Annotated in this window: 22 protein-coding genes and 1 other RNA gene; 2 read left to right on the top strand and 21 right to left on the bottom strand. The window is 55.9% G+C overall.

Features of this window, described 5'->3' with window-relative positions:
• Positions 1-7: 7 nt before the first annotated feature.
• The 10 genes from BED41_RS07545 to mraZ all read right to left on the bottom strand — a co-directional run bounded on the left by BED41_RS07545 (position 8) and on the right by mraZ (position 11079).
• The gene (locus tag BED41_RS07545; RefSeq protein WP_066744534.1) at positions 8-1081 is read right to left on the bottom strand and encodes a UDP-N-acetylglucosamine--N-acetylmuramyl-(pentapeptide) pyrophosphoryl-undecaprenol N-acetylglucosamine transferase; all 1074 of its coding nucleotides are present in this window, start codon (positions 1079-1081) and stop codon (positions 8-10) included.
• The gene (locus BED41_RS07540; protein ID WP_066744533.1) at positions 1074-2213 is read right to left on the bottom strand and encodes an FtsW/RodA/SpoVE family cell cycle protein; all 1140 of its coding nucleotides are present in this window, start codon (positions 2211-2213) and stop codon (positions 1074-1076) included. Before BED41_RS07540 ends, BED41_RS07545 begins: the two co-directional genes overlap by 8 nt.
• 6 nt (positions 2214-2219) lie before the next feature.
• Positions 2220-3584, bottom strand: coding sequence for a UDP-N-acetylmuramoyl-L-alanine--D-glutamate ligase (murD, locus tag BED41_RS07535; RefSeq protein WP_229712436.1), 1365 nt, complete (start codon positions 3582-3584; stop codon positions 2220-2222).
• A gap of 61 nt (positions 3585-3645) precedes the next feature.
• Positions 3646-4617 carry a phospho-N-acetylmuramoyl-pentapeptide-transferase gene (gene mraY / locus BED41_RS07530; protein ID WP_066744532.1) on the bottom strand — a complete coding sequence of 324 codons (972 nt, stop codon included), beginning with the start codon at positions 4615-4617 and terminating at the stop codon, positions 3646-3648.
• On the bottom strand, positions 4617-6008 hold the full coding sequence (locus BED41_RS07525; RefSeq protein WP_066744531.1) for a UDP-N-acetylmuramoyl-tripeptide--D-alanyl-D-alanine ligase: 1392 nt from the start codon (positions 6006-6008) through the stop codon (positions 4617-4619). Before BED41_RS07525 ends, mraY begins: the two co-directional genes overlap by 1 nt.
• Complete coding sequence (locus BED41_RS07520) at positions 6008-7510, bottom strand: UDP-N-acetylmuramoyl-L-alanyl-D-glutamate--2,6-diaminopimelate ligase (RefSeq protein ID WP_066744529.1); 1503 nt, start codon at positions 7508-7510, stop codon at positions 6008-6010. Before BED41_RS07520 ends, BED41_RS07525 begins: the two co-directional genes overlap by 1 nt.
• A 62-nt stretch (positions 7511-7572) precedes the next feature.
• Positions 7573-9264 (bottom strand): peptidoglycan D,D-transpeptidase FtsI family protein, encoded by a 1692-nt coding sequence (locus BED41_RS07515; protein ID WP_066744527.1) that lies wholly within the window; start codon positions 9262-9264, stop codon positions 7573-7575.
• Positions 9251-9649 carry a hypothetical protein gene (locus tag BED41_RS07510; protein WP_066744525.1) on the bottom strand — a complete coding sequence of 133 codons (399 nt, stop codon included), beginning with the start codon at positions 9647-9649 and terminating at the stop codon, positions 9251-9253. Before BED41_RS07510 ends, BED41_RS07515 begins: the two co-directional genes overlap by 14 nt.
• A complete protein-coding gene (gene rsmH / locus BED41_RS07505) occupies positions 9649-10584 on the bottom strand; it encodes a 16S rRNA (cytosine(1402)-N(4))-methyltransferase RsmH (RefSeq protein WP_066744523.1) in 936 nt (311 codons plus the stop codon). Before rsmH ends, BED41_RS07510 begins: the two co-directional genes overlap by 1 nt.
• A gap of 33 nt (positions 10585-10617) precedes the next feature.
• A complete protein-coding gene (gene mraZ, locus BED41_RS07500; protein WP_066744521.1) occupies positions 10618-11079 on the bottom strand; it encodes a division/cell wall cluster transcriptional repressor MraZ in 462 nt (153 codons plus the stop codon).
• Positions 11080-11789: 710 nt separating this feature from the next.
• Between mraZ and BED41_RS07495 the strand changes: the two genes are divergently transcribed.
• Positions 11790-13352, top strand: coding sequence for a sensor domain-containing diguanylate cyclase (locus BED41_RS07495; RefSeq protein ID WP_168160246.1), 1563 nt, complete (start codon positions 11790-11792; stop codon positions 13350-13352).
• Positions 13342-14670, top strand: coding sequence for a hypothetical protein (locus BED41_RS07490; protein ID WP_066744517.1), 1329 nt, complete (start codon positions 13342-13344; stop codon positions 14668-14670). Before BED41_RS07495 ends, BED41_RS07490 begins: the two co-directional genes overlap by 11 nt.
• Positions 14671-14902: 232 nt before the next feature.
• Here BED41_RS07490 and rnpB read toward each other — a convergent pair.
• From rnpB to BED41_RS07435, 11 genes are all read right to left on the bottom strand, one after another.
• Positions 14903-15253, bottom strand: an RNA gene (rnpB, locus tag BED41_RS07485) — RNase P RNA component class A.
• Positions 15254-15304: 51 nt separating this feature from the next.
• The gene (locus tag BED41_RS07480) at positions 15305-16402 is read right to left on the bottom strand and encodes an aldo/keto reductase (protein WP_066744515.1); all 1098 of its coding nucleotides are present in this window, start codon (positions 16400-16402) and stop codon (positions 15305-15307) included.
• 104 nt (positions 16403-16506) lie between these two features.
• The gene (locus BED41_RS07475) at positions 16507-17133 is read right to left on the bottom strand and encodes a V-type ATP synthase subunit D (RefSeq protein ID WP_066744513.1); all 627 of its coding nucleotides are present in this window, start codon (positions 17131-17133) and stop codon (positions 16507-16509) included.
• A gap of 16 nt (positions 17134-17149) precedes the next feature.
• Positions 17150-18568 carry a V-type ATP synthase subunit B gene (locus BED41_RS07470; RefSeq protein WP_066744511.1) on the bottom strand — a complete coding sequence of 473 codons (1419 nt, stop codon included), beginning with the start codon at positions 18566-18568 and terminating at the stop codon, positions 17150-17152.
• Entirely contained in the window at positions 18555-20354 is a 1800-nt protein-coding gene (locus BED41_RS07465; RefSeq protein WP_066744509.1) for a V-type ATP synthase subunit A, read from the bottom strand. The genes BED41_RS07470 and BED41_RS07465 overlap by 14 nt, the downstream gene beginning before the upstream one ends.
• 23 nt (positions 20355-20377) lie before the next feature.
• Positions 20378-20719, bottom strand: a complete 342-nt coding sequence (locus tag BED41_RS07460) for a V-type ATP synthase subunit F (protein WP_066744507.1) — start codon at positions 20717-20719, stop codon at positions 20378-20380.
• A complete protein-coding gene (locus BED41_RS07455; protein ID WP_066744505.1) occupies positions 20706-21722 on the bottom strand; it encodes a V-type ATPase subunit in 1017 nt (338 codons plus the stop codon). The genes BED41_RS07460 and BED41_RS07455 overlap by 14 nt, the downstream gene beginning before the upstream one ends.
• Positions 21723-21738: 16 nt before the next feature.
• Positions 21739-22323: a V-type ATP synthase subunit E gene (locus tag BED41_RS07450; protein WP_066744503.1), complete on the bottom strand. Its 585-nt coding sequence runs from the start codon at positions 22321-22323 to the stop codon at positions 21739-21741.
• Between the two features lie 20 nt (positions 22324-22343).
• Positions 22344-22847: a V-type ATP synthase subunit K gene (locus BED41_RS07445; RefSeq protein WP_066744501.1), complete on the bottom strand. Its 504-nt coding sequence runs from the start codon at positions 22845-22847 to the stop codon at positions 22344-22346.
• 44 nt (positions 22848-22891) lie between these two features.
• Positions 22892-24907, bottom strand: a complete 2016-nt coding sequence (locus BED41_RS07440; RefSeq protein WP_066744498.1) for a V-type ATP synthase subunit I — start codon at positions 24905-24907, stop codon at positions 22892-22894.
• Positions 24885-25220 (bottom strand): hypothetical protein, encoded by a 336-nt coding sequence (locus BED41_RS07435; RefSeq protein WP_066744496.1) that lies wholly within the window; start codon positions 25218-25220, stop codon positions 24885-24887. Before BED41_RS07435 ends, BED41_RS07440 begins: the two co-directional genes overlap by 23 nt.
• Positions 25221-25495 lie beyond the last annotated feature (275 nt).

Genomic DNA, 25495 nt, shown 5'->3' with positions numbered 1-25495 from the left:
TGGGCCTTCAATGGCTCCATACTGCGCTCCAAAGGTTCTCGCAAATTATATTACCCTGCCCGTAAAGGCCGCGGCCCTTACCTTTTCGGCCCATCGCCTTCAGGCGCAGCAGGGATGAGGCAAGGATATCCATCCCCTCGTCTCCGGTCCATATAAGGCCGGCGTTCTCACTCACAAATGACAGCGCGTTGTGGTACTGGTGATTGTCGGCGGCGCCCTTCCAGGGGATGATGAGCGCCGGAATTCCAAGCACTCCCGCCTCCGTCAGCGTCGAACCGCCCGCGCGCAGCACCAGCATATCCGCCGCCGCGTAGAGCAGCGAAGCCTCCCAGACTTTGGGAAGCAGCCAGACATTGCCGCCGCGGCGCTCCATCTTTTCAGCGACGGCGGGAAGGATGAAGTTCCATCCGAGAAACTCCCCCGAGGCCGCGATCTCGCAGATACTTTCCTTTATTGATTGACTGCCGAGCGAGCCCGAAAAGACCACCACCTTCGGTCCCTCCGGCATCTCCTCGGAGAGGACCAGCTTCCGCCAGGCCTCCCTCTGAGAGAGCAGCTCAAAATCTCTCACCGGTACCCCCGTCCGCAGGTGGTCCTTCGGGGCAAGCGGCAGACATTCCTTCCAGCCGCTGTATATATCCAGCCCCAGCTTTGCGGCGAACCGCGTCACCTTACCGGCGCGCGCGTTCTGTTCGTGCATCGCGCACCGTATCCCGGCCCTCTTGCAGGCCATTATCAGCGGAAAAGAGAGATAACCTCCGAAGAGCAGCGCCGCGTTCGGCTTAAAACGCGCTATGGCCCCCGACGCCGCGCCGTAGGCTGAGAAGAGCGAGGCCAGACGCCTGCCTCTTTGCCTGAGGCCGACGCCGGAGAGGGGCGAACCCTCCATCGGCAGCACCGCCGGTTCGACGCCGGCGGCACGGTAAATCTCCAGCTCAAGCGGCCGCGAGCCGCAAATATATCCGACCTCGCACTCCGGGTGACGCCCATTTATCCAACTGCCGAAGGAGAGCGCCGGCCAGATATGTCCGCCGGTGCCGCCCGCCGCGAGCAAAAGCCTGCGTTTTTCATTTTCAGCCATTTTCGCCCTCCTCCAGCCAACTGTCCTTTTCTAGCCTCAGCATCAGGCCGACGCGCGACCACATGGTAACGAGCGAGGTGCCTCCGTAGCTGATAAAGGGCAGGGGCATTCCCGTCAGCGGTATCATCTTGGTGACTCCCGCGACATTTATCACGAGCGGCAAAAGTACCGTCAGCGAAATCCCCCAGATCAGCGAAGATTTAAAGGGATCCTCGGTCCGAAAATAGCTGGCCCTGGTCTGCATTATCCAAAAGCCGAAGAGTCCAAGAATACAGAGAGTACCGATGAGGCCGAGCTCCTCTCCCACAGCGGCATAGATAAAGTCCGTATAGGCGGCGGGCAGATAGTTCAGCTTCTGGAATCCGTGGCCTAGCCCGGAGCCCCAGAGTCCGCCGTTGGCAAAGGCGATCAGCCCCTGTATCGCCTGAAAACCCTTGTTAAGAGGGTCGGCCCAGGGGTCGAGAAAGGCGGTGACGCGTCTCATTCGGTAGGGCTCAAGCAGTATCAGCAGCGGAAAGATGACTCCGCCCAGCACGCCGCCGGCAATGACCGGATAACGCCAGCCGACCTTTTCAACATACATACCCATCGAAACGGTGAATATCAGGATCGTCGTGCCAAGGTCTGGCTGCACGAGCAGCGGCAGCACGGCGAGTACGACAAGGATCACCGTATTGACGAAACTTTTCAGCGGATCGCGCTCCGCGCCGCGCGAGAGCAGCTTCGCGAGGTGCAGCGCGACGGCGAGGCAGAGAAGCTCTCCCGGCTGCAGCGATACGCCGAGCCCGGGCAGCCTTATCCACCTTCTGGCGCCGCCGATGGCCTCGCCCACTCCGGGGACGAGGGGCAGCCACGCCAGCAGCCACATGAGGATCAGCAGCGGGCCGGAGAAACGGTACCATATCCGCACCGGCACCGAATAGACGAAGAACATCCCCAGCATCGCAATCCCCAGCCACTGGAGCTGCTTTATCCCCATCTGAAAGGGCGTGCCGGTGTACAGGAACGAGGTCGGGCTCGTGGTGGAGGTTATCATCAGTATGCCGATCCCGCTCAGTATCAGCGGGATCACCCATATAAAGGGGTTGGCCTTATATCGGTTGTCCGGCGAGCCATCAAACCTCGGTTCCATTTTCTCTTATTCCTCCGAAGCGATTATCTCTTTTACAATCGCGCAGAAATGATCTCCGCGTACATTGTAGCTCGGATACATATCCCAGCTCGTACAGGCCGGTGAGAGCAGCACCGTGTCGCCCTCGGCGGCCAGGCCGTAGGCCGTCTTGACGGCCTCTTCCATATCGGCGGCGATTTTATAGTCCGTAACGCCGGCCGCCGACAGGGCCGCGGCAATCTTCTCCCTTTCGGAGCCGAGGAGCACCGCCGCGTGGGTGTTTTCCCTCACAGCCTCGGCGAGCGGCGCATAGTCTTCTCCTTTGCCCTGCCCCCCGAGAATTATGACCTTAGTGCCGGGAAGAGAGGTCATCGCTGTGACGGTCGCCGCGACGTTCGTACCCTTGGAATCGTCGACGAAGGTCACGCCGCGCACCTTTCCGGCAAAGGCGCAGCGGTGCTTCGGCGGCACATAGGAGCCGATCACCGACGGCGGGACGTCCATAATATTGAAGAGCGCGAGCGCGCCAAGGGCCATCGCGGTATTTTCAATGTTGTGGTTTCCAAGCAGCTTGACGTCGTCAAAAAGGAAAAGGCGGTGCTTCATGCGGCAGTCGCCGCCGTTTATCCAGGCGGCCCTTACTTCGCCGTCAAGGTAGAGCCCCTTCATGTGGGGATCTTTTTCACCCCAGCGGAGCGGATACCTTTCGACATCCTCCCTCTCAATCCCGAGCGCCTCTTCGTCGCGCTCCTGATAGATCGCGGCACCGCCCGGCGCGAGACAGTTTATCAGGTTCGCCTTCGCCGCGACATAATTTTCATAGGAGCCGTGCCAGTCTATATGGTCGGGGGCAAGGTTCGTCACTATGGCGAGGTCGCAGATAAATTCCTTCGCCCAATGCAGCTGGAAGCTGGAGAGCTCAAGAACGATAAAGTCATAATCCTTTCCCGCGGCGTGGGCCACGGCGTTGCCGATGTTGCCGCCCGTCATCACGGAATAGCCCATCTGCTCCAGAAAATAGCCGATCATAGAGGTGGTCGTCGTCTTGCCGTTGCTGCCGGTGACGCCGATCACGATTCCCGAAAGGTACGGAGAGACGAAATCCAGCTCGCCCGTGACCGTGATCCCCTTCGCGCGCGCCGCCTCGATTATCGGAGCCTTGGGCGAAATGCCGGAGCTGACGACGATCTCATCGGCCTCAAGCACACGTTCCGTGTTGCCGCAGCCTTCCCACTTGATCCCCTTCTCCTCAAAGCCCTTGACGGCCGCGGCATCCGGCTCCTTTATATCGGAGACGAATACCTCCGCGCCAAGCTCCGCGGCGAGTTCGGCGAGCGCGCGTCCGCTGACGCCAGCGCCTACCACCGATATCCTTTTTCCAGCCAACTGCATATTCTCCGTCATCTTCACCAACAGCCTTCCAGATCTTAAAAATCTAATCTAATATCATAACTCAAAAATTCCGAAGTGCAAAATAAAATAAGAGGCTCATCAAAAGACAGATACCGATGATGTGCATCACCCAGAAGCGCGTCACTATCTGCGTCTCTTTCCAGCCGGACATCTCAAAGTGATGGTGTATCGGGCTCATCTTGAACACCTTGCGGTGGAAGCACCGTATAGCGATTATCTGGATCGTTACCGATAAAATCTCCACCCCGAAGAAAAAACCGAGCGGGATCACGAAAATAAGGACGCCGGAGTTGAGGCAGACCGAGAGCAGAAGACCGGCGAGAAAATGCGCGCCGACGTCGCCCATAAATACCGAGGCGGGATTGGCGTTGTGCCATAGAAACCCGAGGCAGATGCCGCAGGCCGCCGCGATGATGAGCATCATCGTTGGGCCGCCGTCTATAAAAGAGAGCGCGAACATAAAGGATATCAGAGCGCAGCCGGCAGCCAGGCCGTCAAGACCGTCCGTAACGTTGACCGCGTTCTGAAGCCCGACGCCGACAAAGGTCACAAAAGCGACATAAAACAGGCGCGAGACCTCAAATCCGGGGAAGATCACAAACGGCGGCTCGGAGACCCACAGCGCCCACGGCAGGGTAACGGCCACCTGCAGGGCGAGCTTTTGCAGGCTCTTAAGGCCGTCGCTGGAGCGGCGGCTGTATTTCAGCCAGTCGTCGACGAAACCGACCGCCGCCGCAAGCACCGGATAGGAGACGATCCGCGCCGCGCCGCTGAGGGAAAAATCCCCGTCCATCATTATAATCAGCGGGATGGCGAGCAGCAGCACGGGGATAAAGACGATGCCGCCCATCGTCGGCGTGCCCATCTTCGTCTTCTCGTGCCACGACGGGCCATAGAGCTTGGTCACCTGCTCTATCTTCAGGCTGTGCATGACGCTGATCCAGCTCCGCTGGAGGAATATCTCCAGCGCAAATGTAAAAAAGAGGATCGCCGTGAAATCGATAAACATCATCAGGCCTCCGTAAGCGCTCCCACGACCCGCTTCAGGCCATAGGAATTCGACCCCTTGACGAGGATCATCTTATCATTCAGATCGTTGTAATCGATCTTTGAAATAAGCTCTTCCAGAGATGAAAAGAGCGCCGCGCCCTCCGGCAGGGGGCCGCAGCCGCGCCACTCCTCACCGAGCAGCATCACGCCGTCAAAGTCGGCCAGCTCCCCGATTATCCGGTGGTGCCACTCCGCGGCGCTTTCGCCAAGTTCGCGCATCCCCGCGAGGATAGCCCATTTTCTGACGCCGAGGCTCTCGGCGGCGGCGCGGGTGTTCCTGATCGCGGCGCTCATCGAGGCGGGGTTCGCGTTATAAGCCTCGTCTATCACCCAGCCGCGCGAAGCGCTGCGCTTACAGAGGCCGCGGCCTGATATCGGGGATATCTCCGCGATGCCGGCCGCAGCCTCTTCGTCGGAGAGCCCGAGCCACGAGGCGACGGCGAAGGCATAGCCCATATTATAGGCGTGCTGCATGCCGAAAAGCGAACAGGACAGAGAGATGTCCTTCCCCTCCCTGCAAAGGACGGCAGAGGTCCGGGGGCCGTTTTCGTCAAGCCTGACCTCCGCCTCTTTAATTGTAAGCGAGGCTCCCTCTCCGCTGCCAACGGCAATTTTATTAATGTTATCAAAATTATAAGACATATAGTTTTCCAGGAGGCAGTTGTCATTATTGAAGACCACGGCGGCAAGCCTAGGGCTGCCGCAGATCTCCAATTTCGCCCGCAATACCCCCTCAAGGCTGCCGAAACCCTCAAGATGGCAGGGCGCTACCTCGGTGATGACGGCGATCTCCGGCGGAAAGTGACTGACCATCTCCTCTATCTCGCCGAAATGGTTCGTCCCCAGCTCAAGCACCAGCACCTCGGTATCTTCGGCCATCGCGAGGATCGTGAGGCTGCAGCCGACCAGCGTATTGAAGCTGCGGATCGCGCTGTGCACGCGGAACCTATTTTTAAGCGCCGCGGCCGTCAGTTCCCGCGTCGTCGTCTTCCCAACGCTGCCGGTGATCGCGGCGACCCTCGGCGAGACGCGCCGCAGGTACTCCTCAGCAAGGGACGCGAGGGCCCGCTGCGTATCCTCCACGGCGATGAAGCTCACGCCTGAATAGGCCTCGCCGCGGATGTTGAGACGCTCAAGCTCGGCGGCCTCTGCGAGCAGCAGCTTCGCGCCGCGCTCGATCGCCTGGTGAAGATAAAGATGCCCGTCGGTGGCGGCCCCCTTTAGCGCGACAAAACCGTCGCCGGGGTTGATCTCCCGGCTGTCGCACTTCCAGCCGCGGGATATTTTTATGTCCGGTCCGTAAAGCCGGCCGCCGCAGAGCGCGGCGCCCTCGGAGGCACAGAAGAGGGCCATCAGATCACCCTCTTTCCGCTCAGGCGGCACCAGTCCTCCATGATCTCCTTATCAACGAGCGGTATGGGCCCATCCTTTAATATCTGGTGGGTCTCGGGACCACGCCCGGCAATAACGACGATATCGTCCGCACCCGCCTGATCGAGCCCGTAATAGATAGCCTGACGGCGGTCGGCGATCATCGTGTAGGGGGTGTCATGCTCTTTGACGCCGGGTTCGATCGCGGCCATGATTGAGGCGGGATCTTCGCTGCGCGGATTGTCGGAGGTGACGACGACGAAATCGCCGAGACGCGAGGCGATCTCTCCCATCACGGGACGCTTTGAGGTATCACGGTCACCGCCGGCGCCGAATACGACATAGAGCTTTCGTCTGCATATCGGGCGAACCGCGCTGAGAACCTTCTCCAGCCCGTCCGAGCTGTGCGCGAAGTCTATCACGCAGGAGGCTCCGTTATCAAAACGGTAGCGCTCAAGACGGCCAGGTACCTGGGGCATCTTCTCCAGAGCCTCGAGAGCCGACTGCGCGGAGACGCCGATCGACCAGGCGAGCGACAGCGCCTGCAACGCGTTCAGTACATTGTAAGCTCCTAATATGGGCAGTTTTATCTTCTTCTTTTCCGGGGATTCCGGCGTTTTTATTTCAATTTCAAGGCCCTCCAGCGTGATGTTTGCCACCGAGGCGAAAAAGTCCGCCTCCTCGTCAATCATACTGTAGGAAATGACCCTCTTTCCAAGCTCCTCGCAGAGGCGGCGTCCATACTGGTCGTCTATATTTATCGAAGCCTTCCAGTTGTTCCTCATATAGCTGTCAAAGAGCGACTTCTTGGCGAGGAAATAGTGCTCCATATCCTTGTGGAAATCAAGGTGCTCAAGCGTAAGATTCGTAAAGCCGGCGCGGTCGTAACGCAGCCCGTCGATCCTTCCCTGCACGATCGCGTGCGACGAGGCCTCCATAACGCAGGCCTTGCAGCCGTTATCAATCATGCGCGCGAGAATATTCTGGATATCGCAGCCCTCGGGCGTCGTATGTTCGGCCTCCTCGATCTTTTCGCCGTCGTCATAGAGGACTGTACCCATGAGCCCCGTCTTAATGCCGGCGTGATTCAAAATCGCCTGCGTCATAAAGGTGGAGGTCGTCTTGCCGTTCGTCCCCGTAAGGGCGATCATCGTCATCTTCTTTGAGGGCTCCTCATAGAGCAGGGAGGCCACCTCTCCCATCGCCGAACGTACATTGGGGCAGATGATCTGCGGTATGCCGGCGTCGACCTCATGCTCGCAGAGTACCGCGGGGGTACCGGCTGCCACGGCGGCGGGGATAAAGTCATGGGCGTCCCGGTGACCGCCCTTCGTGGCGGCGAAGACCATACCGGGTCCCGCTTTGCGGCTGTCGCAGACCATACCCTTAAGCTCAATATCGTCCGCGGCGCAGCCCTCCGGGAGATGTATTCTGTGTTCTATATGGCTCTTCTCCAACGTCAAAATAAGTTTGCATAAATTCATAAACCAGCACCCCTTCTCTAATAAAACCTCAATATTAAATTGCCGTTTTAACGGCAGCCTTCCTACATCTTCTCGGGAGATATCTGAACTATGTCTTCCACTATTGACTTAAAGACGGGAGCCGCGATCTGCCCTCCGTAATAGCGCGCGCCCTTTGGTTCACCGATGCTGATAAGCATCACATACCGCGGCTTCTCGGCAGGCCAGAAACCGACGAAAGAGGCGACATACTGCCCCTTCGCGTACTGCCCCGATGCCGCGATCTGCGCGGTGCCGGTCTTTCCCGCGATAGACACCTTCTCCGACTTGGCGAGCTTACCGCCGCCCTCGGCCACCACCCGGCGCATAGCCTCCCGGATAAAGTCCGAGGTCTGTTTGGAGACGACCTGATAACGGACGCGGCGCGTTCCCTTGTGGATCACATTGCCCAGACTGTCGCGCACCTCGTCAATCACATAGGGTTTCAGCAGCATTCCGCCGTTGGCGATGCTTGAGATCGCCATAACGATCTGCAGCGGCGTAACGGCGATACCCTGACCGATAAAGATATTGGCGGGGACCGTGCCGAGCCATTCCTCCGGCTGTTTTATCAGCCCGGACTCTTCACCGGCGATTTCAACCTCGGTCTTATCACCGAAGCCAAACTGTTTCAGCATGCCATAAGCCTGATATTTAGGCACCCCCATCGACATCAGGGACATGCCGATATTGCACGAATTCATCAGGACATGCGTCAGGTCCTGCTTGCCGTGAGCCCTTCTGTTGACGTCGCTCATCGTGCGGTCGAAGAGCTTCATCGTACCGTGGCAGGTGTAGGTGGTATTTCTGCCGGCCGCGCCGGTCTCCAACGCGATCGACATCGTTATCGGTTTAAAGATCGAGCCGGGCTCGAAGACGCGCCCCACGGCGTTGTTGCGCACGGCGTTTGTATTTACGAGATTCTTTCTGTCGTTGGGGTTAAGGGTGGGATAGCTCGCGAGCGCAATTATCTCACCCGTGTAAGGATCGACGCAGACGCCTGAGGCCCAGCCGGCGTCAACCGCCTTCGCTCCCTCGCTGAGCCGCCACTCCATGATCTGCTGTACGCGCGAATCGACCGTCAGCTTGATTGAACCGGCCGTATCCTTTACGACGCCGGACTTGCCGCTCATGGTATCCATCGCGTTGCCCTTGGAGTCACGGGTCAGAAAACGGGTGCGCGGCGGCGAGTACAGGATGTGGTTCCAGGAGAGCTCCACCCCCGCCTGCCCGTATTCGTCGATGTCGCAGAAACCCAGCAGGTGGAAGGCCAGCGATTCATGCGGATACATCCTTCTCTTTTCGGATAAAGTATAAAGGCCGGGGACCTTCATCTGCGCAAGTTTATCCGCACGCTCCTTGGGAATGTTGCGCGCTACCCAGTAAAAACGTCCTGGAAGCTCACGGGAAAACTTCCTGGCAGTCGCCGCTCCGAAGGTGCCCTTGAGCACGTCGGCGCTCGCGGGATCCCAATACTTGGGGTCGATAAAAAAACTTGTGGAGGGTACCGATATTGCCAGCGGCACCCCCCTGCGGTCCTCTATCCTGCCGCGCGACGCGCTCACCGCGACATTCGCCCAGTACTGTTTTTGGGACTGTGAGACAATTCGGCGGTCCGGCCAGAGCTGTACCTTAGCCGTGCCAACCGCCAGTATGGTCAAAACTATAAAGGCCGCGAACCACACCGATTTTGAACGGCGCCGCTCGTCCCCCGATTCCCTCCTAATTCTTGGCATGAGCCTGCTTTACGAAGGGATTCAGATTTTCGATGAACCCGCCCTTTTCCACAGTCTCTTCCTTCACCTGCGCCAGCCTTACCGACCGCTCGTCAAGCTTTATCACCTTTATATTCTCGGCGTTGTTCATGCCGAGATCGCGGCGGGCATAGTTATAGACCCTCGCCGGAGAGAGAAGCTGCGCGTAGCGGCGGGAGAGGACGAGATTCTCCTCCTTGCAGAGATCTATCCTCCTTGCGGTCTCCGAGATGCGGTGTTCAAGATAAAGTCCATAAAGTCTGAGCGTCCCAAGCGCCGCCGCGCAGAGGAATACGCACAGAAAACTTATTACGAAAAGAGACGAATGCTTTGTCTCGCTTTCATGTTTATGTTCCTTGTAACGCATTAAAATTCATCCTCCACTTTCTCGTCTTCTTCATACTTCTCAAATATCCTGAGCTTTGCGCTGCGCGACTTATAATTTGCCTCAACCTCATCCTCGGCCGGCAAAAGAGCCTTGCGCGGATTCGGCTCCCCCAACTCCTCTTCCTTCCATTTACGGAAGCGGTGCTTTACCATGCGGTCCTCCAGCGAGTGATAGGAGATGACGATTATCTTTCCCGCGGGATTCAGCAACGCCGCCGCTCCGTCCAACGCCTCGCTGAGGGCGTTCATCTCGTCGTTGACGGCGATCCTCAGGGCCTGAAAGACCTTTCTCGCCGGGTGGCCGCCCATCTTGCGCTGCACGGGAGCGGGAAGTATCTTCCTTATAAGTTCTACAAGCTCCGTCGTGCTGTGCAGCTCGCCGCCGTGTTCGCGGTGACGGACAATTCCCTTAGCGATCTGAAAGGCGTAGCGCTCCTCGCCGTAGTCCCGAAAAATCTCCGTCAATTCTTTGACGCCGGCGGTACGCAGTACCTCCTCAGCCTTCGGATGAGAGGACTCTTCGTCGCCGGCATCCATCCTCATATCAAGCGGGCCGTCATACTGAAAGGAAAAACCGCGTTCGGGCTCGCTAATCTGTAAATTTGAAACTCCGAGGTCGAAGAGGACCACATCCGCTCCTCTAAAACCGTCTATTTCCTTAAGCAGGCCGATATTTCTAAAATTATCGGCGATTATCTCAAAGCGCGGCGCGAAGGGGGCGAGCCGTTCCGCGGCGATCTCACGGGCCTCGGCGTCCTGGTCGAAGCCGTAAAGAAAGGCCTCGGGATGCCTTTTAAGAATCTCAATGCTGTGTCCAGCAAGACCCAGCGTCGCATCAACCACCGTACGGACATTCGTTTCGCCGCCGACGGCATCTAAAACTTCATTCAGCATTACAGACTGATGTTCCCTCATAGTACGCGGCTCCCGTCCATTTTTACGGACATATTAACTTACCTTATGAGGAAGGCCCGCCGGCGCGTCCGCCGCGTCGTCAAGCTCCTCTGCCATATCACTGAAATCAAGAAGCACCTCTGCTCGATGCTCTTCCCACTTCGCCGTATCCCATATCTCCATATGATCCTCCGCGCCGATCAGCGTAATTTCAGTGTTAGCACCCGCGTAATCGCGGAGAATCTGCGGTATCAGTATTCTGCCAGCGCCGTCTATCTCCTGCTCCGTCGCCATCGAAAGAAGCACGCGGCGAAAATCGCGCGCCTTTTTCTTGAACGAGGAGAGGTCTTTGAGCTTCAAAAGCAGCTCTTCCCAGCGCGGGACGGGATAAAGGGCTATGCAGCGGTCGATGCCTATAGTCGCGACAACGGTAGAACCGAGTTCGCCTCTGAACTTAGCGGGAAGCACCGTTCTGCCTTTTCCGTCCAGTTTATGGTTATAACTTCCCACTAGCATCGACAATTCACCCACTTTCTACCACTTTATCCCACTTTATAACACCTTATACTCTCAAAGTTGATTCCGCAACGCAAAGGAATCCAAAGTGGTGAACACAATAGGGTCTATAGACCCATTGTTTAGAAAAGACAGTCTGCAAGCGAATTTTAACTACTTTTTATACCTCTTTAGAGCAAATATTGCCTAAAAGTATGCATACAAAAGAATCCTTTATTCTTGCTTTTTTTAGGTAATTTTACGTATTCAATTAAAAAATATTAATATCTTGTTGTCCAAGCGGCTCCACGCCGCAAAGACCCACTCTTTTATCCTGGCAGAGGTAAACATACGCGGCGGCGCTGAATCGCCTTAATACAGGAGTTCCAGCCATGTCATTTCCTTAACAGTTTTCGCCAATTATCCGCGTGTTTTTTGAATAAAAACTATAGAGAAGCTCAAATGAGAAAGTTCCCGTACTTCGTTAATTCGCGCGGCCGTTTACACATGATACGGTTCAAGCTTACTAAGTATTTACCGATGAGGTCGCCCCGAAAACAGTTCCGCACGATATTTTATACTGGCTGCCGTGGGGAAAGCTGATGGTTATGACCGGATGCGGCATGTTGCTTTACCATATGGGTGGTGTTAGAATAGAAACTATTGCAGATATGGTTCGAAGTTATAGGCAGCCAGTTGGTGTAACTCAACGGTTGACAGGAGTGAATAAGTTGAAAGCAGATGAGAGGAAAGGCGAAAAATTCCTATTATCGTACAAGCCCGTCTTTAAATACAACCTCATTTTTTGCATACTGATACTTCTGACCTTCATCGTCGGAGGTATATATCACAGCTTCGAAGAGATGAAATGGACGTCGAAAACGACGATGAATGCCGCGAAATGGCAAATCGAATACCGGATAAAACAGTCGATTCGGCTGTTGGAATCCTGCGCCGCCCAAGAGCAGTACCGTGATCCATCGCTTCCATATATGGACAAAGTGAACAGTCTAAACCAAATCAACAGACATTTCGGCTATATGATGATCCGCTATGTGGACCAGAATATAAACGTATATTCCGCCAGGGGAGCCACCAGCCTGGCCAGCCGCGAATACATGCAGCGGCTGTTCACAACCGGCAAAGTACAGGTGACTGACAGCTTCGCCGCCGGAGCCGACGGTGTGACGCTCAATTATACCGTAGCGGTCCCCCTCTACTGGAACGAAAAAATCTCCGGCAGCATCTTCTGCGCGATCTATTTTGATGAAATACAGAGGCTGCTGGTCGGCGCGTCACGAAGAAGCGGCGTCGAAGCGACAATGCTTGGTTCGCGTAATCAGATGATGTCCGTCACCGATAAATTGCGTTACGGAAACAGCTATCTGGACTATCTGGGAAATTTTAGGCTATTCGGCAATACGAAGAATAAGATCGAGGCGGATCTGCTGGGCGGAAAAGACGGCGGGTTCTGGGCGATGCACCTGCCTAACCTCTATTATTCCGTCTATTCTCCAGTGGAAAATACCTCCTGGAACATAATCGTGACGACAGATTTCTGGAGCGTCTACTGGTCGCAGCTGATGGGTGATATGCCGGCCGTCATTATCTTCATTCTGTCGTTCGTCCTCTTTGCGTGGTTCGTAAGCCGTTACATGCGTTCCCAGCGGATGACCGTCGATTCGCTGATTCAGTCGGTGCAGATGCTTGAGAGAAAGCTGTACTTAGATAAAAATCCGCATAGCCTTGATTTTAACGAGGTGCTGCAGCTGACGGGCAAGGGCCTCTCAGACAGCCTCACAGGCGTCGTCACGCGCTCCGTCTTCGTCAGCCAGGTCAACGGGCGTTTGAAAAACCTTGTCGGCAGCGAAGATGTCGCGGCTTTCTGTTTTATAGACCTGGACGATTTGAAAAAACTTAACGATACTTACGGACATGGAGCCGGAGACCTCGCCCTCAAGAATATCGGCTATATACTGCGTGAATATGAAAAGAAATTTGACGGGCTGACCGGGCGCTACGGCGGCGATGAATTTGTCATGCTGCTGACCGGCTTGAAAAACGTTGACGAACTTCGCCGTGTACTGGACGAGCTGGCCTCGCGGCTGCATTTCCCGCTGGCGGAATTCGGCGAAGACGTTACGGTCCATTGCAGCATCGGCGTAGCGCTGTACAAAAGCGTGGCGGAGCTCGACTATCTGGTCAGCAGCGCGGATCAGGCTCTCTATTATGTAAAACAGCATGGAAAGGGCACATATCACATCTACTCAAAGGAGAATTTCCGTGAGGTATGATAAATACCGCGCGTGGTTTGTCTTTTGCGCCGCGGCCATTTCCCTGTTTGCGTCAGTGGCGCTTCTTGTCTGGCTTGGCCACAGCTTTGAAAATTTTCGCCGGGCAAACGCGCGCGTAGTCTTGGAGCTGACGCGCCGGAATCTGCAGGAGACGCTTTTTGGCGGCATGAATAAGGCTGTGGATCTGGCGGAGATGATGAAGAGGGCGCCGTCGGACTCCGCCCTTTTTCTGCGGTACGCGGATAAAATACTCAAAAAAGAGGCTGTTATTTGCGCCTATCTTGTGACGGACAATAAGGTCGTGAGTATCTGGCCAAAAGGCAAGTTTACAGAAGAGATCGGGCGGCAGCTGCGGGAATATCCCTATGTATTTAGCCTGTCGCGTCTAATTCGCGGCCCCTTTGTCGGAGGACTTGTCGATCTAGAGGACAAAGGAAACAGCTTCCTCTTTATTAATCCCATGTTTGAGGACGAGCGCTATTTAGGAGAGGTCGTTGTCGCCGCTAAAGCTGACTATGTCTTAAAAGAGCTGAATATGGCCTATCTGCGGCAAAGCGGCTATGAGTATGAGCTTTGGCGGGTCTCTCCGCAGGATGGGAGCAAAGAGGTCGTCGAAGCCTCCGATCCGCATATAGACCTATCTGACGCTGAAAGGTGTACCTTTTACATGCCGACGGAATGGACGCTGATGATCAGGCCTATTGGCGGATGGATTTCGCTGCGCGGCAGGCTGCTGCTCTTTGGCGGCGGTGCGTTTGTCATCATATTGTTGTCAGGCTGTATAGTTTTATCCCACATCACGCTAAAACAGCGCAGGCAAATATCCTCCATATTAAGTTTTGATCATGAGACGGGCTTTTTGAACCGCGGCGGCTTTCTGGAAGAGCTAAAGCGGCTCGCCGCCCGCGGTAAAAATGAATATACGATCATTTATTTTGCCATGGATGAATATATCCGGCTTGCCCGCATTATGGACGAAAAGCAGAGGAACGAATATGCCGAGCACGCAATGCGCTGTCTTCGGGATTATATATATAGTCCTCACATTACCGCCAGAATGGGCGAAGCAAGCTATGCGGTGGCGATATTTGAAAAAATGGAAATGAAAGAGGCGGGAGATATCGCGAGAGGGATATCCCTGGAGCTGCTTTGGAAGACAAGGATCAAAGAAAACAGGGAATATATCCACGCCGACTGGTATTTTGTCCGTTGTCCGGAGGAAGGCACGGACCCTGAATCGCTGATAACTTCGGCGATAAAAGGCTGCGAAGAAAAACGTCAGCGAAAAGCCATGAACGGAATTTCCGTGTCTCTATAAAAAATGCCGGAACCAGGTCTCTTTGCCTTCATATCCGGCCTGCATTTGTATCGCGGAGCGGCGGCAGCGTCCGCTTAGCTCTCCGCCACACAGACGGCGCGACGGTTTCCAAGCTGAGGCCCGAAAATTAGTTATGTTTTCCGCCCGTCTTTGCCGCTTGTAAGACTCTGCATAACAGCAGCGGATACACAAAGACAACGGCGCCGCGGCTGCGAACGCAGGCCGCGGCGCCGTACGGAGCACCCAGTAAGCCGGGTTTTGTAAAGAGCTTGCGCTCCCTCCAGCCATTTATCTAACCCCGTACTTGCATACGGGAATGAGCGGTCGTACCCGGAAGTCAGCGGGCCGCCTCAGCCTTCCCTATTCGACCTTGCTCCGGATGGGGTTTGCCAGGCCCGCAGGTTCCCCTGACGGCCGGTGGGCTCTTACCCCGCCTTTTCACCCTTACCGCGTCGCCGCGGCGGTTTGCTTTTCTGCGGCACTTTCCCTGGGTTCGCACCCGCAGGAATTTCTCCTGCATCCTGCCCTTTGGAGCCCGGACTTTCCTCCCGCGCGATGCGCCGGCGGCTGGATTAGATACTCCGAGTGGCTATTATAGCATAATCTAAAGGGTAAAGAGGTCAATACCTCCGCGTTATCCCTCGAGTACCGCGTGGGCCTCTTTGAGCAGCTCCGCGATCTTCAGCCCCTGCGGACAATGCTTCTCACATAGATGACAGGAAACGCATTTATCGGCCTTTCTCTGTCCCGCACGGTAAGCCTCTTTGAGCGATTCGTCTCCGGTCAGCATATATTTGTTGTAATAAGAAAAGACGCTGGGGATGAGCACCGTCTTCGGACAGGGCAGGCAGTATTTGCAGTCCGTGCAGCCGATACGTTTCTGCATCTCAAAGGTCTCACGCAGTTTAGTGATAAGCTCCTCTTCCGCCTCCGTCATTACTCCGGCGGCGGTGTCCTCAAATATGCGCAGGTTATCCTTGAGCTGCTCCATCGTCGAAACGCCGCTGAGGATGACGGAGACCTCCGGCTTGTTGTAAAGCCAGCGGAATGCCCATTCGGCGAGCGAACGTTTGACGGGGAAATCTTCGATCAGCGACTTGGCCTCCGGTGAAAGGTCGGCGATAAGTGAACCGCCGCGCAGCGGCTCCATTATCGTAACCGGCAACCCGCGCGAGGCGGCGTATTTCAGCCCCTCGGTGCCGCCCGCCTGCGGTTTTTCGTCAAGGATATTGAGCTGTATCTGCGCCATATCCCAGTTATACATGTCAACGGCCTCTTTGAAGGCCTCAAATGTATTGTGGATGGAAAAGCCCTTGTGCAGTATCTTGCCCTTCTTCTGCATCTCCTCAAGGAACTTAAAGCCGTCCAGCTCCTTAACTTTTTTCCAGACTCCGGGGCTGAGGTTGTGCAGCATGTAGATGTCCAGGTAATCGGTCTTTAGACGCAGCAGCTCTTCGTCGAGGAATTTTTCCATATCTTCGTATTTGCTGACGTGGATCACGGGACATTTCGTCACCAGGTAGGTCTTGTCACGGTAACCGCCCATAAGCGCTTTACCGACGATCTCCTCGCTTCCCGGATAAATATAAGCCGTATCAAGATAATTTACGCCGTTGTCGATGGCGCAGCGTATAATGCCGACGGCCTCAGATTCATCCTCGGGGAACCTCATACAGCCGAGGCCAAAGCGCGACACCCTCATTCCAGTTTTGCCAAAATCGATATATTCCATATTTTTCACCGCTTTCTCTCGTAATCTCTTTGTTATTATAATCTAAAAATAAAAAACAGTGCGTCCAATGGACGCACCGCATTTTATCTTTTGTCAGAAGGCCGTTAGTGGTTCCTGACAATCTCCTTGATGACCATCAGCCTGCTCAGCGTCGAGCGTTCCATCTCTTCGAGCTTCATGGAGATGGAGCGGATCGCCTCGGTGTAGGAGGGGATCATGACGTGCTCCAGGGCGTTGACCCTGCGCCGTGTCCTCTCGATCTCGAGGGCCATCGAGCGCACCGCCTTCTCCTCCGCCGCAAGGTGGACGAGCTTCGGCATCACTTTGAGGAACTTCTCAAGTGCCACGTCGAGGCTGCCCGGCGATGTCGCGAGGCCGTAGCCAAGCTCGGCGCGCTGTTCGGGAAGCACATATTCCGGAACGCGTACGCTCATCACGTTTTTGTACTCGACCTCGACCCGAAGGTCGCCGCCGGCGGCCATCAGCGTCTGTTCCAGCATCTGCGGCAGCGTCTGCGCGCGGGCCATGAGAAAGCCTCCGTAGCAGTCGTTGAGCTCTCTCTCTACCTCTTGGCGCAGCTCGTAGACGGCTCGCGCGCGGACAAGGAATTCCTTTACGAGGGCGTCCTGCTTGTCCTTGAGCAGCTTGTGTCCCCTCTTGGCGACGACGAGCAGCCTTTTGAGCCTCGAGAGCTCCATTCTATTGGGGTTGACATTAAGCGCCTTTGCCATCAGAGGTCACCCCTTCCTACGGCTTTGCCAGCTGTTCGAGATCCTCTTGCGCGGCGACGAGCGGCTTCAGGTATTTCTCTATGTATTCGTCTCTCACACGCTTCAATTCGCGGACGGGAACGATGGTGAGAAGCTCCCAGCCGAGCAGCAGCGTATCTTCGATGGTACGGTTCTCATATTCACCCTGACGCACATAGCGGTCTTCAAACTGGTCGGCGAACTTAGCGAAGGCCTTGTCCTCTTCGGAGAGCGCGCCTTCGCCGAGGATGACGGCAAGTTCTTTGGCCTCTTTACCGCGCGAGTAGGCGGCGAAAAGCTGGTTCATGAGGTCCGCGTGGTCCTCGCGCGTCTTGCCCTTGCCGATTCCCTTGTCCTTAAGACGCGAAAGCGAAGGCATGACGTCGACCGGCGGATAGATACCCTTGCGGTGCAGAGTACGCGCAAGTATAATCTGCCCCTCCGTTATGTATCCCGTAAGGTCGGGGATCGGGTGGGTCTTGTCGTCTTCGGGCATCGTGAGGATCGGTATCTGCGTGATCGAGCCCTTTTTGCCGCGAAGGCGTCCGGCGCGCTCGTACATGGTCGCAAGGTCCGTGTAGAGGTATCCGGGATAACCGCGGCGTCCGGGGACTTCCTTACGCGCCGCCGAGATCTCTCGCAGAGCTTCGCAGTAGTTCGTAAGGTCGGTGAGGATGACGAGGACGTGCATTCCCTTTTCAAAGGCGAGGTACTCCGCGGCGGTCAGCGCGAGACGCGGCGTGGAGATACGCTCGATCGCGGGGTCGTCCGCAAGGTTGACGTACATAACTGTACGCTCGAGGGCGCCGGTCTTACGGAAGTCCTCCATGAAGAAGGAGGCCTCTTCAAAGGTGATACCCATCGCGGCGAAGACGACGGCGAAGTCAGAGTGTCCGCTGATAACCGTCGCCTGGCGCGCGATCTGCGCCGCCATTTTGTTGTGCGGCATACCGCTTCCCGAGAATATGGGCAGCTTCTGTCCGCGGACGAGCGGGTTCATACCGTCTATCGTCGAGACTCCCGTCTGAATGAATTCCGAGGGGAAGTCACGCGAGAAGGGGTTCATCGGGTTTCCGTTTACGTCGAGATAGGCCTCGGGAATGATCGCGGCGCCGCCGTCGATGGGGTCTCCGCGTCCGTTGAATATACGCCCGAGCATGTCTTTCGAGACGGGAAGTTTAAGGACGTCTCCGAGGAAGCGGATCTCCGTCGAATTGACGTCGATGCCGCTGCTTCCCTCGTAGACCTGGACAAGGGCTCTGTCCTGGTCTATTTCGAGCACGCGTCCGCGGCGGTGTTCCCCGTCCCCAAGGGTGATCTCGGCAAGTTCGTCATAGCTTACATCCTGCACCTTGTTGACCATCATAAGCGGGCCCGAAAGGTTGGATATGGTTCTATATTTCTCAGGCAACCTCATCGTGCTCACCTCCCATTGCAAGCAGTTTGCCAAGTTCGGCTTTTATCTTTGTCTCAAGTTCGTCGAGTTTCGCGATATCCGTCTCTTCCACATAACGCATACGCGCGATCTCGTCGCGTATCGGAAGCTCGATGACGGTACGCAGCGAACCGCCGCGCGTCAGCACCTGCATTCCAAGCTGATGGAAGGTGAGGATGTTGCGCAGCATCTTGAACTGCTTGTCCATCGACGCGTAGGTGTCTATCTCGTGGAAGGAGTTCTGGTGGAGGAAGTCCTCACGAATCGACTTAGAGGTTTCGAGCACCATGCGCTCCTCTTTTGAGAGGGCGTCGACGCCGACGAGACGGACTATCTCTTTGAGCTTGTCTTCGTCTTCGAGCAGGGCCATCGCCTCTGTGCGGTAGACGCTCCACTCTCCGTCGTAGAAGCCGTCCCAGTATTCGCCGAGCTTCTGCGCGTAGAGCGAGTAGCTGTTGAGCCAGTTGATCGCCGGGAAGTGGCGCTGGTAGGCGAGCTGCGCGTCAAGGCCCCAGAAGACCTTGGTGACGCGGAGGGTGTTCTGAGTTACCGGCTCGGAAAGGTCGCCGCCGGGAGGCGAAACGGCTCCGATGACGGAGACCGCGCCCTCGCGGCCGTCTTTGCCGAAGCAGATCGCACGTCCGGCCCTTTCGTAGAAGGAGGCAAGACGCGTACCGAGGTAAGCGGGGTATCCCTCTTCACCGGGCATTTCCTCAAGGCGTCCGGACATCTCGCGAAGAGCCTCGGCCCAGCGTGAGGTGGAGTCGGCCATAAGGGCCACGGAATAACCCATGTCGCGGAAATACTCCGCGATCGTGATGCCGGTATAGATAGAGGCCTCACGGGCGGCGACAGGCATATTTGAGGTATTTGCGATAAGCAGCGTCCTCTTCATAAGCGGCTGTCCCGAACGGGGGTCTTCAAGTTCCGGGAATTCGAGAAGAACGTCGGTCATCTCGTTCCCGCGCTCGCCGCAGCCGATATAGACGACTATTTCAGCGTCGGCCCACTTCGCGAGCTGGTGCTGGATGACCGTCTTTCCGGAACCGAAGGGTCCGGGGACGCAGGCGGTGCCGCCGCGCGCGATCGGGAAGAAGGTGTCTACGACGCGCTGTCCGGTCGTAAGGGGGACCTCCGGCGGAAGGCGCTTGACGACAGGACGCGGGCTGCGGACGGGCCAGCGCTGGAGCAGCTTGAGCTCATGTTCCCTGCCCTTGGCGTCCACTACGACCGCTATCGTCTCGTCGACGGTAAACTCACCGCTCTTTATCTCTTTTATCTTGCCGCTGACGCGGTGCGGGACCATTATCTTGTGCTCGACAAGCACCGTCTCCTTAACGGAGCCGATGAAGTCCCCAGGGCCGACTTCGTCGCCCTCTTTGAGCCAGGGCTCAAAGGGCCACTTGCGGGTGCGGCTCACAGCGGGAACGCTGATGCCTCTAAGGATATAGGGGCTCTCAGCCTTTTGTTCTATCGCTTCGAGGGGACGCTGTATCCCGTCGAAGAATTCCTCTATGAGTCCCGGCGCAAGCTCAACGCTGAGCGGCTCGCCGGTGCTGACGACGGGTTCTCCCGGAGCCAGCCCGGATGTTTCCTCATAGACCTGAACGGACGCCTTGTCTTCCTTGAGTTCTATTATCTCGCCGACAAGGCCCGCGCTGCCAACTTTAACGACATCGAACATACAGGCGCCAGCCATGCCGCCTGCAATTACAAGCGGGCCGGATATCTTTTCGATGTACCCAGTAACGGCGTTGGGTGTGGTCAATTACATCGCCTCCATCATTATCATCATTTCTCACCAAATATATCCATGCCGACCGCGCGTTCGACGTTGCGGCGTATTGAATCAAGACCAATTCCCATGGATCCCTTCTGGTTTGGTACGGGTATAATGCTAAGGTCTGTATATTCGTTTATCTCGTCCACGGTATCCCTGTATTTCACGAAGAGTTCCTCTTCAAGAAACAGCACGGCGTAGCCCGAACGCGAGTATTTATGAAGGACCGGAGCGATGCTCTCGCTGTTCTCTTCCGTGAGAACTACCACGTCCAAACCGATAGCCTTGAAGGGCAGTATGCTTTCATAACTGCCGACGGCGGCCATTGGCGCTCTCTGATTAGACGTAGACATGGCGCAGGAGCCTCCTTACCTGGTCTTTGTCCTGTCTGTTGGACTTTGAGACAAAGATCATCCGAATATTTTTTACCTCAAGCTCCTTCGCCCACAGGTAGGCAATGACATTGCCGGGGGCGTCGGGGCTGTACTTGCTTTTTGCGATGGAATCGAGATAGAAGTCGTCGAGCGCTCTCTCGATATCCATTATTATCTCGGCAAATCCTGCCGCACTGTCCACCTGACCGAGCAGCGGCGATAGGTCCGTAAAGTCGATCATCCGGCTCCAGGTCTCGAAAGGTTCGGATATCATCGGCACGAGGATGTTCAGATCAATTTTTCCGCCCTCGTGCATGAACGGCAGCGCGCGCGCCGCGTCAAAGCCAAACCTCTTGAGACGCAGGAGCGAACGGATGTTCTCTCCGTCGATCCTCGTGCGTACCCAGTCAAGTATCTCCGGCATACCCAGCGACTTCGCCTCTTTCAGCATTACCTCGAACATCTGGCGGTCAAGGAGCCTCTCCGCCTCAAGCACATCCCTGCTCTGTTCCCATACCGAGATGCACCTGGGATAGAGGGTGTTGAGACCAAAGGGCAGAAGCTGGTATTCCTCGGCTTCCGCGTCTGAAATGAGCCTGTCGACGGGATAGGAGGCAAGCGAGGTGAGTAGGTCCCATCTCTTTTTGCCGCCGCTCCTCGCGTTGAAGAGGCTCTTCAGCATCACCTTGACATTGCTGAAGTCATACTGCAGGCGAAGCAGGCTTATCAGTTCCTTATCGGGAACAAAGGAGCTGATCTCCTCGTATGTATCGTGGAGGGCGGTCTCCAGAACCTTGTCAAAACCGCTCTCGCCGGAGACTGATGTCAGTACAGACGCGTAAGATGTCTCCCCAAGAATTTTGAGGACGGAGGCCGTGTCTTCGGCATCCAGCAGCCTTGCGAAGGCCGCAGCATCAAGAAGGCGCTGCTCCATAGCGCGTATTCGCGCTACAGCGTAACCATAAGCCTCCTTACGTGACATCAGACCACCTCCTTCATTATTCTGACGGGAACAAACGCTTTACAACGTCGGATTCCTGTTTTTCCTGTAAAACCTTAATAAGCATATCCCATGAGCAGTCTATGCTCGTCCGTCCCCTTACGAGGATGAATCCGCCTGCGATATCGGCCCTTTCCTCGGAGAGTTCGAGATTCGAACCATGTTCGCCGTTGTAGGCGGCGAGCCACTCACGGTCAATGTATTTCTCCCCGGCGCCTACCGTCACCTTCTCGTCGCGCGAGCTGACGGCTTCGTCAAGGAGGCTGGCGCAGAAGTTAAGATATTCGTCCTTCGGGAGCTCCGCCATTTTGGCGAGCCCGCCGCGGTAGACGTCTTCGATAAGATCTCTCTTGGCGCGCAGCATCATCTTCTCAACGTCAAGATTGGCCACTATCTCCCTGCGCTTCATTATCTCGGGACGCTCAGCTTCAAAACGGGCGTCGAAACCCGCCTTTATTTCATCGCATTCCTGTCCGGCCTTCTGGGTGATGAAATCCGCTTGTGCTTTAGCCTTTGAGAGAATCTCATCAGCCTCTTTCTGAGCGTCGTTCCTGATTTTTTCTGTAATCTGGGCTAAAGACATGGCATTCCGGTCTTCTTCAACTAAAGCTTGATTCCGTTGAGCATCAGGATGCTGACAAGGAGTCCAAAGACGGCGTATGTTTCGCACATGGCCGGAAGGATGACCGCCTTACCTATCTGCTCCGGACGCTTGGCGATCATGAGGATCGTAGCCGCGGAGGACTTTCCCTGCCAAATGGCGGAATAGAAACCGGAGATCGCGATGGGAAGGCAGGCGCAGCAGATGCCGAATCCCTGCCATACGGTGAGGGCGACCGCGCCGGCGCCGCCGAGCAGGCCGGCCTTCTGCATTGCGAGGACCGCGACAAGCAGGCCGTAGATACCCTGCGTACCGGGAAGGGCGAGGAGAACGAGCGCGTAGCCGAATTTCTTTGGATCTTCGGTCATTACGCCTGCGGCGGCTTCGTTAGCTATGCCTATACCCCACGCAGAGCCCGAACCCGCGAAGCCGACGGCGAGCGCGCCGCCAAGTATAACAAGCATCTGTCCAAGCTGATCAGCCATTGTTGCGAGAATTGTTTCCATGATGAACTTTACCTCCTTGAGTAAATGTGTAGCGTCTTTTTTAATTAATTTACGGAAGAATCTTCCTGAATGCGGGAATACTGGGCCGCATTGCAGAGCGGGGTGAAATCTTTTCCCGTAGCGTTGTAGAACTTACCGAAGAACTCAACGTACTGAAGCCTCAGGGAGTGTATGAACGCCCCGAGAAGGTTCACCACGATGCTGAAGGTGTGTCCGAGGACAAAAATCAGCACGGCAAGGAATATGCCGATGTATGGGGTCCCGGCAACGAGGTTCGCGAGCAGGTTGATGACCATGCCGACCGCGGCCGAGCCGAGCCCAAGCGCCAGCAGACGGCTGTAGCTCAGGACGTCCCCAAGGAAGCCGGTGACGTTGTAGAGGCTGAGCACGCCGGAAAATAGTTTGCCGGCAATACCCTTCTTCTCTCTGCCCTGAGTAGCTACCAGCAGCAGCGCGCCGCCTATGGCGACGATCTTCGAAGGCAGCACCCATGCCGAGGGAAGATAGCCCGTCATCGAGCAGCCCATGAGCACGAGGCCGAGAAGGAATATCATCCATCCGCCCTGGTCTGAAACGGCGGCCATCTTATCGCCGCTCCGCCAGTTTTCGGCAAAGGCGATCGCCAGGCCGAACATCACCTGAATGAAGCCGAGCCCCAGCGATATGAGAAGCAGCGTCATCGGGTCGTTCATCGGGTCCAGCACCTGTATGCCGTGTACCAGCGGCACAAGGCCGCTGAGGAACGGGAAGGCGGTTACGGAATCTCCGAACCATGAACCTGTCATGGCGCCGAAGATCACCGACATCCCCATACCGACGGTCATAAGCACAAAGAACTTGCGCAGCGTCGGCGAGAGCTTGTGCTTGACGAGCAGGTATCCAAGGATGCCCGCGACGACGAGCCCGTACCCAGCGTCACCGAAACACATGCCGAGGAACACAAAAAAGAAGGGGGCCATCAGCGAGGTGGGGTCCACCTTACCGTATGTCGGCGTGCCGTACATTATCGTCAGCGGCTCGATGCAGGAGGACCACGGCGCGTTTTTCAAAAGCGTCGGCGGCTCTTCTCCCTCATCAGGCTTGACGACGGCGAGTTCGGTATAGGCCGAATAGGCCTCCACGGTATACTCTACCTTCTTCATTAAAGACTTTGGAACCCAGAACTCCCAGATAAGCACCTCTTCCGTGGGGACGCCGGTCTCCATGGCCTCAAGGCGGTTACGGAGTATCGTCCAGTAGTCTCCATAGTTGCGCGCCATGTCAAGCCCCTCGTCAGCGGAACCGGCGAGCTCTTTGATGAGCTCATCCTCTTTCGCTTCAAGGCCGGATATCTCCGACGTGAGAGCCTCTTTTTCGGCGGCGGCCGTAAGCAGGAAGTCCTTCGGCACATCGATACGCGCCGCGCCGAATTCGGCGGCCGTCTCCTGTACCTTTTCGTACTCGCTCTTTTGGCAGAGCACGGCGAACGTCTCGTTCGGGTCTTTTTCATTCCCCGGAAGCTGCTGCATCTCGACCATCTCGCCGAGCTCCTTCGTGATACGCGCGGCCATCGCCTGCGCCGTAGCTTTGGGAGCGGCATAGATGGCCCCGACGACCAATTCGGTGCCCGTCGTGAAGAACTCAAGCGGATACTTGACGCTCTCCAGCATGGCTATCTGGGAAAGCAGCCCCTTCAGCCGCGAGACATCGGCGCGGGTCTCGGTGAGCCTCCGCTCGACATCCCTCATCGAAGAGGTAAAATCTGTAAATTTCTTTTCGTTGACCTGCGCGGCAAGCTGATCAAAGGTGAGAGTCGGGATATCGCCGAGCATCTTCGCCAGCGAGCCCTCTTTTTTCGTCTCGTATGGTTCCAGCAGGCGAATGAGAAATTTGGCGTCGCCGATAAGTTCGTCGACGTGATGCCGCTTCTCACGCAGCCTGAACATCGCTTCGCTATGTCCGGCTTCGCCCTCTTTGTTCACGAACTCGCAACAGCCAAGCGCCTGCAGCTTTGCCGCAAGCTCATCCGCAACAGCTCTGTGAACAGCTATACGCGCTTTACACATTTCGGCGAGAGCCATAAGCCGCCATCACCTCTCTAACCAGCCAATTTGCAACTCCGTCTGTTTCGTTCTTCTTTTTTTCGTAGAATGACTTCGCGTCGGCCTCGCCCTTCGCAGTTATCTCCTGCGCTTTGGCCTCGGCCTCTTTTTCTGCGGCGGCAACTCGTTCGCGCCATTGTCTGTGACACTGCTGTTTTGTGCTTTTGACAGACTGCTCCGCATCCGCCGTCGCCGCCGCCAATATCTTAGCAGCCTCGGCTTTGGCGTTTGAAACAATGCTCTTCGCGATAGCCTCCTGATCTCTGATCTCCTGTGCCAGATTCTCTGCCAATAAGATCACCTCCCCTCCATAATCATAGGGTCACCCATAATACACCATAAGATTTTAACCGCATCTCTAAATTGCGTCAATTTTCACACATTACCATAAAATATCATGAAACTTTTCATAAAATGGCTTTTTATTATTTTTAAGAGCTTTTTTATCGAAAAAAGTATGTAAAAATAAACAACTGTTAAAGTTCAACAGGGAGGATATTTCATAGGCCTAATGTCATAACGTACCTAACATTTCTCGTAAAATAAGCCTAAATTTCGACTTTTTTT

The sequence above is a fragment of the Cloacibacillus porcorum genome, from assembly GCF_001701045.1.
In the GTDB taxonomy this organism is placed as follows: Bacteria; Synergistota; Synergistia; order Synergistales; family Synergistaceae; genus Cloacibacillus; species Cloacibacillus porcorum.
This window is presented reverse-complemented; position numbering and strand designations above follow the sequence as displayed.